General features: G+C 29.8%; 16 protein-coding genes. 11 read left to right on the top strand and 5 right to left on the bottom strand.

All coding sequences use genetic code 11. The features are described 5' to 3' along the window. Nucleotides 1-2 precede the first annotated feature (2 nt). On the top strand, nt 3-4,211 hold the full coding sequence (locus tag N5D90_RS11695; protein ID WP_280062546.1) for a hypothetical protein: 4,209 nt from the start codon (nt 3-5) through the stop codon (nt 4,209-4,211). A gap of 31 nt (nt 4,212-4,242) precedes the next feature. On the opposite strand, the gene N5D90_RS11690 is transcribed toward N5D90_RS11695, so the two are convergent. The 3 genes from N5D90_RS11690 to N5D90_RS11680 all read right to left on the bottom strand — a co-directional run bounded on the left by N5D90_RS11690 (nt 4,243) and on the right by N5D90_RS11680 (nt 7,360). After that, a complete protein-coding gene (locus tag N5D90_RS11690) occupies nt 4,243-4,575 on the bottom strand; it encodes a hypothetical protein (RefSeq protein ID WP_280062544.1) in 333 nt (110 codons plus the stop codon). Further along, the gene (locus tag N5D90_RS11685) at nt 4,575-6,869 is read right to left on the bottom strand and encodes a choice-of-anchor L domain-containing protein (RefSeq protein WP_280062543.1); all 2,295 of its coding nucleotides are present in this window, start codon (nt 6,867-6,869) and stop codon (nt 4,575-4,577) included. The genes N5D90_RS11690 and N5D90_RS11685 overlap by 1 nt, the downstream gene beginning before the upstream one ends. 92 nt (nt 6,870-6,961) lie before the next feature. Beyond that, on the bottom strand, nt 6,962-7,360 hold the full coding sequence (locus tag N5D90_RS11680; protein WP_038334509.1) for a hypothetical protein: 399 nt from the start codon (nt 7,358-7,360) through the stop codon (nt 6,962-6,964). 42 nt (nt 7,361-7,402) lie between these two features. On the opposite strand from N5D90_RS11680, the gene N5D90_RS11675 reads away from it, so the two are divergent. The 6 genes from N5D90_RS11675 (at nt 7,403) to N5D90_RS11650 (ending at nt 10,989) form a co-directional block, all read left to right on the top strand. Next, a complete protein-coding gene (locus N5D90_RS11675) occupies nt 7,403-7,999 on the top strand; it encodes an NUDIX hydrolase (protein ID WP_280062542.1) in 597 nt (198 codons plus the stop codon). Between the two features lie 11 nt (nt 8,000-8,010). Further along, nucleotides 8,011-8,577: a DUF4920 domain-containing protein gene (locus N5D90_RS11670; RefSeq protein ID WP_280062541.1), complete on the top strand. Its 567-nt coding sequence runs from the start codon at nt 8,011-8,013 to the stop codon at nt 8,575-8,577. 75 nt (nt 8,578-8,652) lie between these two features. After that, on the top strand, nt 8,653-9,081 hold the full coding sequence (locus N5D90_RS11665) for a hypothetical protein (protein WP_280062540.1): 429 nt from the start codon (nt 8,653-8,655) through the stop codon (nt 9,079-9,081). 53 nt (nt 9,082-9,134) lie between these two features. Next, nucleotides 9,135-10,082, top strand: a complete 948-nt coding sequence (locus N5D90_RS11660; RefSeq protein ID WP_280062539.1) for a hypothetical protein — start codon at nt 9,135-9,137, stop codon at nt 10,080-10,082. 71 nt (nt 10,083-10,153) lie between these two features. Further along, complete coding sequence (locus N5D90_RS11655) at nt 10,154-10,495, top strand: hypothetical protein (RefSeq protein WP_280062538.1); 342 nt, start codon at nt 10,154-10,156, stop codon at nt 10,493-10,495. A 107-nt stretch (nt 10,496-10,602) separates the two neighbouring features. Beyond that, nucleotides 10,603-10,989, top strand: a complete 387-nt coding sequence (locus N5D90_RS11650; protein ID WP_038334515.1) for a hypothetical protein — start codon at nt 10,603-10,605, stop codon at nt 10,987-10,989. Nucleotides 10,990-11,038: 49 nt separating this feature from the next. Here N5D90_RS11650 and N5D90_RS11645 read toward each other — a convergent pair whose 3' ends face one another. Next, nucleotides 11,039-11,641: a hypothetical protein gene (locus tag N5D90_RS11645; protein ID WP_038334516.1), complete on the bottom strand. Its 603-nt coding sequence runs from the start codon at nt 11,639-11,641 to the stop codon at nt 11,039-11,041. A 4-nt stretch (nt 11,642-11,645) separates the two neighbouring features. Beyond that, nucleotides 11,646-12,869, bottom strand: coding sequence for a DUF1343 domain-containing protein (locus N5D90_RS11640; RefSeq protein ID WP_280062537.1), 1,224 nt, complete (start codon nt 12,867-12,869; stop codon nt 11,646-11,648). Between the two features lie 74 nt (nt 12,870-12,943). Between N5D90_RS11640 and N5D90_RS11635 the strand changes: the two genes are divergently transcribed. From N5D90_RS11635 to N5D90_RS11620, 4 genes are all read left to right on the top strand, one after another. Beyond that, a complete protein-coding gene (locus tag N5D90_RS11635; protein ID WP_280062536.1) occupies nt 12,944-14,173 on the top strand; it encodes an ABC transporter permease in 1,230 nt (409 codons plus the stop codon). Between the two features lie 33 nt (nt 14,174-14,206). Next, nucleotides 14,207-15,568 (top strand): pyridoxal-phosphate dependent enzyme, encoded by a 1,362-nt coding sequence (locus N5D90_RS11630; protein ID WP_280035549.1) that lies wholly within the window; start codon nt 14,207-14,209, stop codon nt 15,566-15,568. 30 nt (nt 15,569-15,598) lie between these two features. Then, nucleotides 15,599-16,327, top strand: coding sequence for an LPS export ABC transporter ATP-binding protein (lptB, locus tag N5D90_RS11625; RefSeq protein WP_125348857.1), 729 nt, complete (start codon nt 15,599-15,601; stop codon nt 16,325-16,327). Nucleotides 16,328-16,412: 85 nt separating this feature from the next. Beyond that, nucleotides 16,413-17,603: a tRNA modification GTPase gene (locus N5D90_RS11620; protein ID WP_280062535.1), complete on the top strand. Its 1,191-nt coding sequence runs from the start codon at nt 16,413-16,415 to the stop codon at nt 17,601-17,603. Nucleotides 17,604-17,611 lie beyond the last annotated feature (8 nt).

Raw genomic sequence — 17,611 nt, 5'->3', positions numbered from 1 at the left:
ATATGAAAAAAATCTATTTATTTTTTGTTTTTGTACTAAGTATATTTAGTACGAAAGCATTCGCAGCTGATTTTTATTGGACAGGTAAAGGCTCAAATAGTAATTATAATTCTTTACAAAACTGGGCTTTAGGAAGTGTAAATGGAGGGACACCTACAGTAGCTCCGGGCGCTAGTGATAATGTTTTTTTTACAGATGGAGCAACAAAGTTTAATGTTGATTTTAGTCAATCAAATATTGTTTTTAATAATTTTACATCTAATTCTACTACAAATGATTTTGCATTTAGATTAACAGCTCCTGGTGGATCAGCAAAAACGTTAACTGTTAATGGAGTAATGAATTTATCATCTCGAGCTAGTTTTTCTAGTAGTTCTTCAGGTGATATTAGTTATGTTGGATCTTTAATTCTTAAGAATAATCCAATATTGAATAATAATGAACTTGCTGTTTATTTAGTTTTCAATTCAGGAACTAACATTGTTATTACAAATAACTTTAATGCAATGTCTATTATTGTAGATAATGGAACAACGTTAGACTTATCGAATCGGTCAATTATCTTAAAGAAATACGCTAACAATAATGAAGATTCTGCAGGAATGTTAAAAGTATTGAACAGTAACAGTGGAATTAAATTAGCAGGAACTACTTTAAATATAGAATCTTTATGGTTTGTGGATTTTAGTACAGCAAAATCAGATTTAACCAACTCAACTATATATATTCATGGAGGAGGATATGACCCTACTGGTAGTATGAATCATAATACATCTATATCTACATATTATTATGGATTAACTATAGAAAAAACAGATTTAACTTTACCAAAAGTAATCATCGATAATGCTAATAATTATTCAACGAGAGTTTCTAGTATTATTAACAATAATAAATTAACCATTACAGATTTAACGATAAAAAATACGAGTACATATTTTGATACGGCTAATTTATTAGTGACTAATTTAACAATTGACAAAGGATATGAGTATCGATTTTATGGAACTTCTACACAGACAACACCAAGTATAAATCCTAATGTAAAGGTGACAAATCTTAATTTTAATCCTTTATCTTCAGGAACTACAAAGTTTAAATCATATTTATCAAAAGATAATACTTTAGCTCATTTAGATATACCTACAACTTCAATGCCTGCGTACAGTAATATGATTGCAAATGGTATTTATTCTAAGAATGTAGTCACATTTACTAATTCAGTTTTAGAAAATTTGAATAAAAATATAAATGTGACTAGTGGAGTTGCTATAGATTATTATTGGGGAGGAAAAGGTGATGGAAAAACATGGACAAATTTAGCTAACTGGAGTTCTAGTGGATCAATACAATCACCTGTTGCTACTTTACCATCTTCAAATGATAATGTATATTTTAATGCAAATTCTACTATTTCAGGAAGAATAGATATTGATCGAGTAATTGATATTCATAACTTCACTGTTTTACCAGATTTTATAGGGAAAACATTTGAAATTTTTAGTTTAGCAAGTGATGCATTTACAATACGAGGTTCTTTACAATTACAAGTAGGAGCTACACTAAGTATTAGAAACTTGTATTTTGTTCCTAAGTCGACTAATATTAATTCTCCTGAAACAATTACATTAAATAATGGAATATTAAAAGGCTCTACTTCAAATAGAGATAGATTAGTTGTAACTGGTGGAGGAGCATTAAGTTTAAAAGGTGCAGATTTTTCTTATTATAATTTTGCAGATGCAAATAGAAATACATTTGTCTTAGAGAATGGATCATTAATATTTGATGCAGCAACAGTAAATTTTAATGATTTCAATGGAACAATAGCAAAAGGTTCTTCTTTTAAAACGAATTTGTATTTAAATAATAGTATTGTCAATACAAAATATTGGACGTATAATAATGTAAATACCACTAACCCTGCTGGACAGTTTACGTTAAATGCTGGTTCTAGTACGTTTAATATATATCAAAGTTTTAATGCTGCTGGTGATACTAATGATTATACGATCGATAATAAGTTGAAGTATAATAAAATTATATTAAAAAACTCGAATAGTACTATAGGTCAAACAATATCAGGTGTCTTTGATGCTAGTTATATAGAATTAGAGCCAAATGCGACTTTTAGAACTGAAGGTGCAGGTATTTTTTCGACAGCCGCAAACCAAGTTAATATTAATGAATTGAAAGTATACGCAGGTAATTTAATTGCTTTTGATAGTGGATATCGAATAAATATTATTGATAAATATCAGACGATTAATACAGGAACATGTCAATTGGTTACAATCTTAGATGGACAAACATATAATGTTAATTTTAAGGTCGCATCAACTGTAACAGATGAAACAAATACGCCAAATGTTTTAACTTTAAAAGGTTATGATGTGCGAAAAATTGATTTTACGAAGAATGCTGGTTATAGCATTAATATATCAGGAAGTGTAACAAATTCGACAGGTTATACATCTATTAATCCTGCGACTCCTACAAATTTATATTGGATAGGAAGTACTTCTTCAACAAATGAGTGGCATAACTCAATCAATTGGACTACAAATGCAAATGGTACAGCAAATACGTCTTCATGTTCTCCAACAAAATTTGATAATGCTCATTTCAAATCATATTCAAACGCGAAAGGAAATGAAGTAGCGATTAACAATGATATTTATATCAATAATATCATTTTTGAAAATGATTCGCCTGCCGGAATGTCTCTGAAAGGAATTGGATCTAAAGATATTTATTTATCAGGTTCAATGTATTTAAACAATAATATAATTACAGGATTTAATCGTATTCTTACTTCTGGTAAACAAACCGATGCTACTTATGATGGTACAGCAAGACATAAAATACAGTTAAGAGGGACAGATCTTAAAATGCGTATCAACTTTCAGGACGAATCTTATTATAAATTAGTTGATGATTATAAAAGTACAAGTAATAATTTATATTTTATAGGAACTTCAGATATTGATGCTTCAAATATTACAATGAATTTAGCAAATATTACTGCTGCAACTGCAGCACCAATTGCTTCAGGTAAATTAAATATCAATAATTCGAAAGTTAATTTAACGAATAGTTTTGATAGTCAATCTCCAAGTTTTTTAGTTACTGCAGATAATGCTATAATTAAGTTGTGTTCAAATTCATCTTCAAGTTTTAACTATTTTAATCCAATAAATAGCACAACAGCTTTTAATACTGCTATGTTAGAATTTATTGATGCTAGAGCATCTACAAATACAATTCTAGGACCTACAACTGCAGCATTAGTCTTTAAAAGTATTACAACAAGAGGTGTAACATTTAATGCAAATTCAAATATCACAACAGAGGTTTTAAACTCTTTAAGTAACAAAATTTCTATTGCCGCAGGAAAAGAACTAAAAGTTACTCAACAAGCTAATTTAAGTGGAACAGCTTGTGATGTGACACGTTCTATTGTATCTTCTGTAGCTGGAACTAGAGCTAAATTTACGATAACAAGTGGTCCTACTAATTTTGATTATTTGACTGTTAAAGATATTGATGCAAATTCTAGTTATCAAATTTTAGTTTTTGGAACTTATAGTACAAATGGAGGAAATAATACAAGTTACGTAACTTTTCTTGATAAAACTCAAGATGACTCGACTTATGGTTTTGGAGCTGTATCAGCATGTAGAGATTTAACGACTTCTTCGTTCTTGTCAGCAGACGGATTTTATCCAAACGCATTTACAACATATAAGTGGTATAAGTTAACAGGTAACAATGCAGACCCATCAATACTTATTGCCACTACTCGAAATATTGATTTGTCATTATATGGTTATGGAACATATAAATTAGAAATTAATTATGATCCAACTACAGCAGGTTCTTGTGTGATTACAGATCAAATTATTATCAATCCCACACCAACTAAACCAACAGAATTATCTGATGATAAATTCTGTAAAAATAAAGTTGTTACATTGGGAGATATTCAATTACCAGGATCTACTTTAGTATGGTATAATTCAGATTCAGCAACTACACCATTGCCTTTAACAACTATTGTTTCAAGCGGTACAACATATTATGTTGCTCGTAAATATGATAGTGGGAGCGGAATGGCTTGCGAATCTACAGATCGATTAGCTTTACAAGTAAAATTGGATGCTTGTGGAGGAGTGTATTTGAACCCAGTTTTAAGAATGAGAGGTTTATAATAACAAATTCTATTAATAATAAAAAGGAACATCAATTTGATGTTCCTTTTTTATTGATTATATTTTTTAAAGTTTCAATTGCTAAATCTAATTCATTTTTAGAAGCGTTATATTCTATTATTTCGCCCTTAATTTTGAATCTCGAAACATTAAAACCTTCTTCGATATCATTGTACCAAATCAAATAATTTTCACATAAAGCAACGACCCAAAAATTATCCTCAATAACATCATTACATTTCCATATTTCAGGAGAGATTTTAATTTCATTCCAAAATAATAAAGTTTCGTCTTCCATATTTTGTTCCGAAAAATAAATTTCGAGCTCCAAATCCTTTTTTGGGAAATTTATCCAATTATCCATTAATAAGTACTTTTTAATAAAATCCAATCTTCAAATTTTTGGATTTGAGTTGAATTTGGTTCAGTCCATTCGATAATATACCAATAACTATCAGAAGGAAGTGTTTGCCCATTCAGTTTTCCATCCCATGTATAATTATTAGCTTCAGAACCTGTAAATAATAATTTTCCTTTTCGATTATAAATGACAAATTTCGGATTGATTTTACTTTTTAATTGAGAATAATCCAACACATCATTTTTACCATCACCATTTGGAGAAATAAAATTGATTAGTTTAATCAGCGAAAATTCTTTCGAAATAGGCGTACAATTAGCCGCAGATTTTACATAAACTGTATGAATTCCTAAAGTTACATTTGTGAAAATATTTGAAGATTGAAAAGCACCATTATCCAACGAATACAGATATGGCGGTGTAGATCCAGTAACTTTTATAGTCACCGTAGAACCTTGAATTTCGATGGATTGAATAATTGGATCTTCGGCTTCAATAACTTTTACTTCTTGGGTATAAAAACAACCATTTAATCCTAATTTTACATAATAAGTTCCAACAGAAACATTTGTAATAGATTGATTTTTATTACCATTATGCAACCATTCGTAAGTGTCAAATCCTGTACTTGCATCCAAAGTAGTCGTTGTTCCTTTGCAAATTGTAACATCTTTTAAGGTTGATGATTTTCCAGATTGTTTGAAAATAAAATGAATTGGAGCAACATTTTCGCATAAACCATTTTGTTTAAATCTTACCCAAAATGTTTGATCTGAATTTATTATTTGTGTCGCGCTGATTGCATTTCGACTATTTTTTGCATCAGCTTCGCTTAAATAATAAGTTGGAGATCCGTATATATTCGTAATCAAGTCATCAATATAATCGGATAAAACAATTTCTTCATCGTTACTTAAATCCTCGTCACAAATTTCTATTGGAGGAATTATGTTTGCAATACTTAGATTATTTAATGTAAAAGTAATTTTTTTTATAACTGGATCACAAGTCCCGATTTGAACACGAATCCAAACTTCTTTAGATGTCTGAATTCCATTTAGTTCAAAATTCGTTATTCCTGCAGAAATATTATCTTTAGCATCTTGTTCGGTATCAAAATATTTCACTTGATGAGCAGAATAATAATCTTCTACAATTCGATCAGTATATTCGTCTAAATTTATTTGTGTTTTTCCATCTAAATCATCATCACAAATAGAAAAACGATCTTGATAAATTTGCGGTTCTTCTTGTACAGAAACATTAATATGACCTTTCAAAGAACAACCAGTATTCAATGTGATTTCTACTTCGTAATAACCTGTTTCATTTACCACTAATGTTGCATTTGTTTCACCACTAATTTCCACACCATCTTTGTACCATTTATAAGCTGTAGCATTTGTAGTTGTCGCATCTATTGTTTCAGATTTTCCAGGACATAATACAACATCAGAACCTAAACTTTTTGATCCTACAAAACTTCCAGCTTTCAAGAAAACAGCAGAATCATAAAGGCCATAACTATCTCCATGGTCAGCAATTACCAATTTTATGTGGTATTTTACGCCTGCTACAATTTGTGCATTTGCTTTCAAAACTTTTGTTTGTCCATTGAAATTTGTTGGACTATTCCTAGAATTAAACCCTCCAAAATATTCTTGGAAACTTTTACATCTATCTGCTCCATTAATTGTTTTAGTTGTTACAGGAATAGTTGTATTTGGAATTAATGCAATGTTTTGATAAGGTTCAGAATTATCTGCTTTTTTGATTAAGAAGGCAAAAGCATCAGAATAATCACAATTATCAATTCGATATTCTTCTGAAAGAAACATGTACTCGAAACTAATTTGATCTGTTGTAAGGTTTGATACAAAATCAAATTCGAGAGATGTAGCATTTAAAATTTTGTCATGAGGTAAATTAGATTGTATCAAAATATCAATTAAGTCTTGATCTCCTCCCCAATTAATTCCATAAAAACTTTGTAAAGTAGCATTTGGACCTTCAGCAGCTTTTGCTTTTCCAGTAGATAAAATAATTCCTTCGGAAAGATCAAAATTACTAGTTCCTTTTGTAAAATAACCATAGCTTATTTCATCATAAGATCTATTGTATCCAGAAATATTAATATTAGAAATAGTAATACAACCTGTGTTTGTTCCAATAAATTTATCAATTAATTCTTCTTTCGATAAAGATGTATCTACCAGAATATATTGACCAAATAAAAAACTATTTAGTGTAAAAGTAAAAAAGAGTAGGAGAATTATTTTTGAATAAAAGTGTTTCATAAAAAATAATTTAGATAAAAAAACTGCTAAATAACTTTAAAATATAAAGTTTATTTAACAGTTTTAGGAATTTTATTTATCGAAAAATAGTCTTAGCCTATTTTTCCTAAATTTTCTGCAATAGTTTCAATGAAAGATGTTAATGGTTTTTTTGCCATCATTTCGATCATCATATTGAAATTTCCATCAAAATCTAACGTAACATCAGACGAATTCTCATCAACAGCATCAATAGAAATTGTCAAAGTATATTCAAAAGCAGGTGCAGGAGATTCGAAAACAATTTTCGATGGCTCAACTGTCTCTTTCAAACGCATTCCAACCTTTGGTAAAGCACCAACACCAACCGTAAATCCTTTTCCAGATTCGTGAATTTCAAACGATTTTGTATCCTCTGGCATCAATTGCTCATAATTCTTCATATCCAACAAAAAAGTGTATGCTTCTTGTTGATTTTTTGCAAAACGGACTTTATTTGTATTTACCTTCATATCCTTGTGAGTTTTTTTATAAATTTGTAACAAATCGTTCAAATGTACAAAGTTTTTTTTAATGAAAGTTTGTTAACTTTCAGCAACCAATCTAATCCAGAAGCAAAAAATATTTTGTTTCAAAATGAAGCTCAATTTGATGAATCTTTTCATTTATTATCATCAAAAGCAGCAACTTTAGTCAATATTTTTAGTGAAGATATTGATGATGTTTGGACGAAATTCTTAAAATATTACAAACATATACAAGCTGCGGGCGGAATTGTTCGTAATCCGCAAGACGATTATTTGTTCATTTTTAGACTTGGAAAATGGGATTTGCCAAAAGGTAAAATGGAGAAAGGAGAATCGAGAGAACAATCTGCAATTCGCGAAATTGAAGAAGAATGTAGTTTGACAAATTTGGAGTTGAAACGATTTTTAATGCCAACTTTTCACATTTATTTTTTGAGAGAATATATTATCAAAGAAACATTTTGGTTCGAAGTTTTTTATGACGGTGTTGAATTGCCTTTGCCACAAACTGAAGAAGGAATTGAGTCGGTTGAATGGAAAAAAGAGAATGAAATTCCTGAGTTATTAGAAAATTCTTATCCAAATATTAAATTATTGATGGATAATTATTTAAATTTGAACTAAATAAAATTAATATGAAAAAATATATATTAACTTTTTGTGCCTTAACATCTTTTGCTTTGACAACTAATGCTCAAACGAAAAAAGATACCAAGGTTAAAACTGAAAAAGCTTCTAAATCTCAATCAAAAATTTTAGATAACGGAACGGCAAAAATAGACGATTTATATGCGTATCAAGTGTATGGAGAATCGTTTGATATCAAAAATACATTGACGAAAAACGAACTTGGAAAGTTATACGATAACATGAAAAGTGGTGATTCTTTGGAAAATGTTCAGTTTGTTTCGACGATAGAATCTGTTTGCAAAAAGAAAGGTTGTTGGATGAAAGTTGATCTTGGAAAAGGCGAAGAACAGTCGTTTGTGCGTTTCAAAGATTATGGTTTTTTTATGCCTTTAGATGGTGAAAAAGCGAATGTTGTCGTGCACGGAAAAGCTTTTGTAAATGAAATTTCTGTTGAGAAATTGCGCCATTATGCAGAAGATGCAGGACAATCGAAAGAAGAAATTGCGAAAATTACAAAACCTCAGTTGCAATATAATTTTGAGGCTGACGGAGTTTATTTGAAAGAAAACTAAGATTTTTAAATCAATAATTAATCAAAACCTTTCTATTTTTGGAAAGGTTTTTTTATGAAATCAATTCTATAAAATATGACAAACTTATTTCAAGCCAATCCAAATCAGTATTTTTCTTTGATCGGAAAATCGATGAATGACAAATTATTTCAATCATTTCAAACTGAATTTGAATCTGATATTTCAGAGCAAAATATTCCTCAAGGAAAAATTGTGTTGTACAAACAGCATGGAATTTCGGTGAAAATTGTTGATGAAATGATTGTTTCGATTAAATTTTATCTTTCTCCAAATCCAATTTGTAAGGTATACGAAGGTCAAAATATTTTTGATTTGAATCGAAATGTTGATGAAACACAAGTTCGTAAAAGTAATGATTATCAAAGGATTATTAATAATGATCCAAATCGTTTGGCAAATGATTATAGTCGTTTAAATTGTTTATTTTCTTTTGATTCGATGACAGGAGAATTTTTAACAATTGAAATATTAAACGAATTATAAGATGTTTTTCTGCTGAAAATTTTAGATATTTATCATTTAATAATAAACCTTAAATGAAAAAATATTTATTTTTAATTTCTTTATCATTTTCTCTTTTTGCCACAGCTCAAACAAATTACAATAAATCATTTATAGAGAACGATTCGCAAGTTTCTTATACGTACAAAGCGGTTTTCGATTCGGGTTCCAAAGAAGCAATTATCAATCGAATTTCGTCTGAATTTAAAGCGCCAAAAGTAAACAAAAACGATTTGGTTTGGAATTATAACGGAAGTTATGAAATTGTTGTGCGAGAAAATGATGTCAATATAAACTTCGGAAAAAGCAATGATAATCAGGCTTTGTATGAAAAAGTAAAAGCATTAGGAAAGGATTTATCGACAATTGTCAGTCAACCCGTTTTTAAACATCGCTTGATTACAGAGAAATTTTATGTTGTAAATGACAAAGCAAATACATTTTCGTATCGTGGAGTTTTTACGTTGAATAAACGAGCAAATATCAAGAAAAGTATCGAGAAGTATTTTGGAGAACCAACGTTAAAAGCAGATAATTTTGGTTGGAAAACGGAAGATTATGATATCACGTTGAAGAAAGATCAAGTAGAATTTTTTCTAATGAAAAATAATTCTGATGATTCATTTTATCAACAATTTATGAATTTGGAGAAAGAATTAACTGAAATTATTATCAATCCAGGACCAAAAAATACATTGATTACAACCAAAAATTATGCGTTGAATGACAATCCGTTGTCGTATACATACAAAGCAGTTTTTCGTCCGCAACAAAATGATATGGTAAAAGAGTTGATTGAAACGCAATTCGGAAAAGGAAATTTGAGTGGAGGAAATTTGGTTTGGAATCGAAATGGAAGTTATGAAATTATCTTGTCAGATTATCAGTTAAAAATAAATCTTGTAAAAAGTAGCGATACAGAAAGCGTTTATCAGCAAATAAAAGAATTAGGAACAACGATTACAAAAGCATTGAATTATTAATTTAAGTATTTAATAAACGACTATTAATTTATTTTTTGTGATATTTAATCGATAAACCTAAATAAATTAATATGAAAAAATATTTAAGCTTGTTCTTATTGTTATCAACGTTTGCAGTTTTTGCACAATTGAGAGCTAATAATACGGAGTCTTATTACTCGATGAAAGGAACTTTTAATTCGGATAAAAAAGACATTATAAAGAAAACAATCGAGAAAGAATTTGGCGAAGGAGTTTTGGAGGACTCTGGTTATATCTGGACTGGACGAGGAAGTTTTGAAATTATTTTGAATGATAATTCGCTTAAAATGGAGATTCAAAAAAGTACCGATAATCAAGAAGTTGTGGATAAAATTAAAAATCTTGGAGACAAAATTCTTGCGACAAAAAATATAAATAATACGAATACGTAAAAAATGAGCTACAATTATTTTGTAGCTTTTTTTGTGTTAACGCTTCGTTAACCGTTCATTAACCTACGCAAATTAATCTTTTTCAGAATTTTATAAAAAATAAAAATATGAAAAAGATACTATTAATTGGAGCTATTTTGATAACAGCTTTTACTTGTCAAGCCCAGACTGCAACTGCGGTCACGAAAACAAAAACATCGGGGACAACAACTCATTCTACAGTTTCGATAAATGTGAGCGATAGCAACGAAGTTTATTCGTATTCGGCAATTTTTGATAAACCAAAATCTAAAGCTGCAATAAATGAAATAGAGAAATCTTTTGGAAAGCCAACGACTGAAGGAAAAAACTATGTTTGGAGAGAAGGAGAATCTTTAGAAATAAAGGCTCGTGAAGGAAAAATTTCGATAGAGTTTGAAAAAGGTTCTACAAAATTATATGAAAAAGTAAAAGAATTGGGTGAATCTATTTCTGTGGTTGTCGGAGAAAAATAATCATTCTAAAACATAAAAACGGAAGTCAAATTTGACTTCCGTTTTTTTATTATTTTAATTCTCTATACTTAAAATCTTTTCCAAAAAAGTAATTCCATATCAAGCTAATAAGAATCAAATTTGCTATTCCACGAATTGTTATAAATATCCCGAAATTACCAAAACGTTTGTATTTAATATGTGATAATTCTTCTTGATGATTAACAATATATTCGTATAAATAATAATCAAAAACTAACATCGAAAGGCTAAAAAGAGCTAAAATAACATAATGAAAGCGTATTATGTCTTTAATTTTTTTTAGATTTTTATACAATAATACAGCTCCAATAAAAGAAAAAAATACGCTTGAATGAAAAACAATTTCAGTTATAGTATGAAGTTTCGGAACCTCATTATTTTCTTCAATATCTTCAACTAAATTTGGCTCGAAAGAATTCTTCTTTTCTTCTTTTTCGTGATAAATAATTTTAGATGAAATTAAATTTTTAATTCGAGTTGTTTCGATTTCAGAAAACTGAACATTTCGTTCATTTTTTAAAATTTCGAAAGCCATTTCTATTGCTTCAGGAACAAATCTAGAATCATCTTTGATGTAAGAATTTAATTCATTTGTAGACAGTTTTTGAAGAACGCTTCTTTTAACTTGCATTAATTTAATTATAAATCAAATATTTTGCTCTTATCTTCTTGAAAGCTTCTAAATCTTTTTGCCAAGTTGCTTTTATTTCTTCTTCTGATAAACCTGCTTCTATTTGTTTGCGCAATTCATCAGTTCCAAAAAGTTGATCAATCCACAATTTTTTACCATTCATGGTCCAAAAAGGTTGCTTCGTATTGTTTTTATATGCATTGATTAACCATTTCAAATTGATGGAAGATTGATACGGAACATCCGATAAATCCTCACCATAACAAACTTCATCTTTAAATTTTGGACTTGTAGCACCAGGTTTTGAAATTGGCGTATATTGATAAGGCATATTTTTTAGGAATGGCGAACCATAAACCTGAAATTGAATATCTGTTCCACGACCTTCGTTAACGTTTGTTCCTTCAAACAAACAGGTGCTTGGATATAAATTTATCGCGTGAGCATTTGGTAAATTTGGTGATGGTTTTACTGGTAAATTGTACTTGGATTGATGGGTATAATTGATCAATGAAATAATTTCCAAATCTGCTTTTATACCATTTGCTAACCAACCTTCACCGTTGATCATTTGCGCATATTCGCCAATCGTCATTCCATAAACAATCGGAACATTGTGCATTCCAACAAATGATTTGTACTCGTTTTTCATTACAGGTCCGTCCACATAATGTCCATTCGGATTTGGTCTGTCCAACACAATTACTTTCTTGCCATTTTCAGCCGCAGCCTCCAAAACATAATGCAAAGTAGAAATGTATGTGTAAAAACGTGCGCCAACATCTTGCATATCAAAAACCAAAACATCTACATCAGCAATCTGATTTGCTTTCGGTTTTTTATTGTCACCATAAAGCGAAATAATTGGCAAGTTAGTTTTTGTATCAACACCAGATTTTACTTTTGCACCAGCATCAGCATCTCCACGAAAACCGTGTTCTGGCGAATAAAGTTTAACCACATTGATTTTATGTTTTAGTAACAAATCAACTGTATGCATCGTTGTTCCATTAATGGTTGCAATTCCTGTTTGGTTCGAAATTAATCCAACTTTTTTACCCTTTAATTTCGAAAGATAGTTAGCTGTATTTTCTGCTCCAACAAAAATAGTTGAATGATTATCTATCGTTTTTGATGTATTATTTTGAGCTAAAATTGGAGTAGAAAAGCCGAAAAAAATAACTGAACTAAGTAAACCAATTGATGTATATTTGACAAAGTTTTTCATTTCGTTTTGAATCATTTGAATTTAGGCGAATTTAAAGCCTAAAGTTAGTTTTAATCTTATAAAAAATATATAATTTGAGTTTTTCTTGGTGGTTTTCAAAAAAAATTGCGCTTGGTAAAAATACTAAAAATAACTTATCGAGTATTATTATTCGAGTAGGTCAAATTGCGGTAGCATTAGGGTTGATTGTTTCTTTGGTGACGATTTCGACTGGTGTTGGAGCAAGAAAAGCGATCAAAGAAAAGTTGGCCGATTTTAATGGTCATATTACGATTAGAAACTACAATAGTAATACGTCATTAAACTCTGATTCATTATCACTTCATCAAGCTTTTTATCCAAAGTTTAAATCAATTCCAGAAATAGAACATGTACAAGCAATTGCCAATAAAAGTGGTGTTATCCGAACGGATGAAAACTTTAGTGGAGTTGTGTTCAAAGGAGTTGGAACAGATTATGATTCGGTTCGTTTCGAGAAATTTATGGTAAAAGGACATTTTCCACGAATCAATAAAGATTCGATTATGGATGAGGTTTTATTATCGAAAAAGATTGCGGACGAAATGAAATTAGATGTGGATAGTTCGTTTGTGATGTATTTTATTCAAGAAGATACCAAACCAATTTATCGTCGATTTACCATTTCTGGATTGTTCAAAACAGACATCAAAAATTTTGACGATCAAATTATGTTTGGTGATATCAAGCATGTACAACGTCTTAATCGTTGGGATTCGACAACTGTTGGTGGATTTGAATTATTTGTAAATGATGTCGAAAATATAGATCCAGTTGCAAAACGTGTGCAAGAAAATATTCCGTATAATTTATATGCAGAATCAGCAACAGCATCTTTTGCTCAGATTAATGATTGGATTTCTATTTTTGATAAAAATATTGTCATTATTCTTTTTATCATGCTATTTGTTGTGGTAATTAATATGGTAATGGTTTTATTGATTTTAATTTTAGAACGAACACATTCAATCGGGATTTTAAAAGCATTTGGTGCGACAAATTGGCGAATCCGAAAATTATTCATCAATTACGCATTATTTATTATGTTGCCAGGATTAATTGCTGGAAATGCAATTGGACTTGGATTATTATTAATTCAGAAATATTTCGGAATTATCAAACTTCCGGCAGAAAACTATTATTTATCAACAGCTCCAGTCTATTTAGATTTTGGCACAATTGTTTTATTGAATGCAGGAGCGTTATTAGTTTGTGCAATTGTATTACTTTTGCCATCGTATATGATATCTAAAATTACACCTGCAAAAGCGATTAATTTTAGATAAAATTTAATGTTTTAATTTAAAAGTTAGAAAAAAATGAAATACGCAAACAATATATTAGAAACGATTGGGAATACACCTTTGGTTAAAATTAATAAGATTACAAAGGATTTACCATGTACAGTTTTAGCAAAAGTTGAATATTTTAACCCTGGTCATTCTTGTAAAGATCGTATGGCGTTGAAAATGGTCGAAGATGCCGAAAAAGATGGTCGTTTAGTTCCTGGAGGTACAATTATCGAAGGTACTTCTGGTAACACAGGAATGGGGTTAGCTTTGGCAGCTGTGATCAAAGGTTACAAATTAATTTGTGTGATTACAGATAAACAATCGAAAGAGAAAATGGATATTTTGCGCGCTGTTGGTGCAAAAGTTGTCGTTTGTCCTACAGATGTTGAACCAGATGATCCACGTTCTTATTATTCAGTTTCGAAACGTTTGGCACAAGAAACGCCGAATGGTTGGTATGTAAATCAGTACGATAATCCATCGAATGCACAAGCGAATTATGAGCAAACTGGACCGGAAATTTGGGAACAAACAGAAGGAAAAGTAACGCATTTTATTGTTGGAGTTGGAACTGGAGGAACAATTTCAGGTGTTGGAAAATACTTAAAAGAAAAAAATCCTAACATTAAAATTTGGGGAGTTGATACGTATGGATCAGTTTTCAAAAAATATAAAGAAACTGGAATTTTCGACGAAAATGAAGTGTATTCTTATGTAACAGAAGGAATTGGTGAAGATATTTTACCAGAAAATGTAGATTTTGATATCATTGATGGATTTACAAAAGTGACTGATAAAGATGCAGCGGTTTATACGCGTCGTTTAGCTTTAGAAGAAGGTTTGTTTGTTGGAATGTCTTCGGGATCTGCGATCAAAGGATTGTTGCAAATGAAAGATGAATTTGGTCCAGATGATGTTGTAGTGGTTTTATTCCACGATTCAGGTTCTCGTTATGTAGGAAAAATCTTTAATGATGATTGGATGCGTGATAGAGGATATTTGGACGAAGAAATCAAAACGGCTGTAGATTTGATTAAAGAACATGTTGATAAACCTTTGGTAACGGTTCGTACAGAGGAATTGGCTTCTCATGCGATTGATCGTATGCGTCGTTTCAAAATTTCTCAAATTCCAGTAATGGACGTGAATGGAATTGTTGGTTCTTTGGATGAATCAGATTTGTTTCAAGCATTTTTAGAAGATAGAAATGTTGCTGAAAAACCTGTCCACGAAATCATGGGAAAACCTTATCCAGTTGTTAAAGCAGGAACATCTATCGAAGAAGTTTCGAAGTTAATTACAAAGGATAATCAAGCTGTTTTAATAGAATTAGAAAACGGAAAATATCATATCATCACAAAATATGATATTATTAACTCGATTAAATAACAAAAATCCTATCTTTGAAGCGATATGGGAATTGTATTAAAAGGTCAGAATTTAGTAAAAGATTACGGTAAAAAACACGTCGTAAAAAATGTGTCTTTTCAAGTAGAACAAGGAGAAATTATTGGATTATTAGGACCAAATGGTGCTGGTAAAACGACTTCTTTCTATATGATTGTTGGTTTGGTAAAGGCCACGCAAGGAAAAGTTTTTTTAGATAAACAAGATATCACGAATGATGCGATGTACAAACGCGCGCAAAAAGGTATTGGATATTTGGCGCAAGAAGCCTCTGTTTTTCGTAAACTTTCTGTAGAAGATAACATCAAATCTGTTTTACAATTCACGAAACATTCCAAAAAAGAACAACAAATGCGTACAGATGCTTTGATTGAAGAGTTTTCGTTGGAACATGTTCGTAAAAACCGTGGAGATTTACTTTCTGGAGGTGAACGTCGTCGTTGCGAAATTGCACGTTGTTTGGCAACAGAACCTAATTTTATCTTATTAGATGAGCCTTTTGCTGGAGTTGACCCAATTGCGGTTGAGGATATTCAGAAGATTGTACGTTCGTTAAAAGATAAAAACATCGGAATCTTAATTACCGATCACAATGTATCGCAAACACTTGCAATTACCGATAAAACATATATTATGTTCGAAGGTAAAATCCTAAAAGAAGGTTCGCCAGAAGAATTAGCAAATGATGAAGATGTTCGTCGCGTTTATCTAGGTGAAAATTTTATGTATCAGCAGATATAAATTACAATATAGTATTTTCTAAACCACTCAATTTTGAGTGGTTTTTTTGTTTATGTTTGTATCAAATTAAACACTATAATCACTTATGAAAGAATTAAAATTAATCTTAGTATTCTTATTGTCAATTACTATCCAAGCACAAATCAGATTTGAACAAGGTTATTTAATTGATAACAATAATCAAAAACAAGTTGTTTTAATCAAAAATGTAGACTGGCTAAATAATCCCAAATCAATAGAGTATAAAAATAATGAAACTTCTAAAGTAGAGATTGCAACAATAAATCAAGTAAAAGAATTTGGAATTGATAATCAATCCAAATATGTTAGAGCGGATGTTAAGATTGATCGATCTTCTGAAGATTTGGATAAAATAAGCTCGAATGAAGAACCAGACTTTAAAGAAGAAAAATTATTTTTGAAAGTATTGATAGAAGGTGATGCTTCATTATATGGTTACAATGATTATAATTTGAAGAGATTTTTTTACAAAAATAATACTGGAGATATTGAGCAATTAGTGTATAAAAAATATGAAGTTTCTACAAATCAATTTGCTTATAACAGAACATTTAGAGGACAAATTGCTCAAAATTTCAAATGTGAATCGATTTCTAATGATAGAATTAAAAAAGTAAATTACAGAGAAAGTGAATTAATAAAACTTTTTACAGAAATTAATATCTGTAAAGGTTCTGACTTAACTTTTACGAAAGAATCTAAAAGAGTTGATTTTAATTTATGGGTAAGACCAAGATTAAATAATTCTAAATTAAATATTAATAGTAATAATGAAGCTATTAATTTTGGTAATAAAACTTCTTTTGGGATTGGAATTGAATCAGAATTTATTTTGCCTTTTAATAAGAAGAAATGGAGTGTTATTTTAGAGCCTACATTTCAATCTTATGATAAAAAGAAAGATAAGATAAATAACTTAGATGATGTTGCATCTGTTAATTATAAAAATATTGAATTTCCAATTGGTTTTAGACACTATTTTTTTATTGATAACAAATCAAAAATTTTTGCAAATGCACAGTATATGTTTAATTTAGATTTAAATTCATCAATAGATTTTAGTAGAGGAGGTCAGACTTATAAAGAGATGGATATAAAATCTAGAAGAAATTTTGCCTTTGGGATAGGTTATAATTATAATAATAAATTTAATGTTGAATTAAGATATTTAACTGATCGTAATCTATTTGATTATGTATATTGGAATTCAAAATATTCTACGATTTCATTTGTCTTAGGATATAATATTTTTTAAAATAGATA

It is taken from the genome of Empedobacter sp. GD03797, from assembly GCF_029842105.1.
In the GTDB taxonomy this organism is placed as follows: Bacteria; Bacteroidota; Bacteroidia; order Flavobacteriales; family Weeksellaceae; genus Empedobacter; species Empedobacter falsenii_C.
The sequence above is the reverse complement of the archived record's forward strand: the minus strand, read 5'-3'. Positions and strand labels throughout refer to the sequence as shown.

Excerpts from the sequence above, each read along its gene's own strand:
- N5D90_RS11620 (WP_280062535.1), top strand. The coding sequence starts at position 16,413 with ATGAAAGAATTAAAATTAATCTTAGTATTCTTATTGTCAATTACTATC.
- N5D90_RS11675 (WP_280062542.1), top strand. The coding sequence starts at position 7,403 with ATGTACAAAGTTTTTTTTAATGAAAGTTTGTTAACTTTCAGCAACCAA.
- N5D90_RS11680 (WP_038334509.1), bottom strand. The coding sequence starts at position 7,360 with ATGAAGGTAAATACAAATAAAGTCCGTTTTGCAAAAAATCAACAAGAA.
- N5D90_RS11645 (WP_038334516.1), bottom strand. The coding sequence starts at position 11,641 with ATGCAAGTTAAAAGAAGCGTTCTTCAAAAACTGTCTACAAATGAATTA.
- N5D90_RS11630 (WP_280035549.1), top strand. The coding sequence starts at position 14,207 with ATGAAATACGCAAACAATATATTAGAAACGATTGGGAATACACCTTTG.
- N5D90_RS11640 (WP_280062537.1), bottom strand. The coding sequence starts at position 12,869 with ATGAAAAACTTTGTCAAATATACATCAATTGGTTTACTTAGTTCAGTT.
- N5D90_RS11685 (WP_280062543.1), bottom strand. The coding sequence starts at position 6,869 with ATGAAACACTTTTATTCAAAAATAATTCTCCTACTCTTTTTTACTTTT.
- N5D90_RS11695 (WP_280062546.1), top strand. The coding sequence starts at position 3 with ATGAAAAAAATCTATTTATTTTTTGTTTTTGTACTAAGTATATTTAGT.
- N5D90_RS11665 (WP_280062540.1), top strand. The coding sequence starts at position 8,653 with ATGACAAACTTATTTCAAGCCAATCCAAATCAGTATTTTTCTTTGATC.
- N5D90_RS11655 (WP_280062538.1), top strand. The coding sequence starts at position 10,154 with ATGAAAAAATATTTAAGCTTGTTCTTATTGTTATCAACGTTTGCAGTT.
- N5D90_RS11670 (WP_280062541.1), top strand. The coding sequence starts at position 8,011 with ATGAAAAAATATATATTAACTTTTTGTGCCTTAACATCTTTTGCTTTG.
- N5D90_RS11650 (WP_038334515.1), top strand. The coding sequence starts at position 10,603 with ATGAAAAAGATACTATTAATTGGAGCTATTTTGATAACAGCTTTTACT.
- N5D90_RS11690 (WP_280062544.1), bottom strand. The coding sequence starts at position 4,575 with ATGGATAATTGGATAAATTTCCCAAAAAAGGATTTGGAGCTCGAAATT.
- N5D90_RS11660 (WP_280062539.1), top strand. The coding sequence starts at position 9,135 with ATGAAAAAATATTTATTTTTAATTTCTTTATCATTTTCTCTTTTTGCC.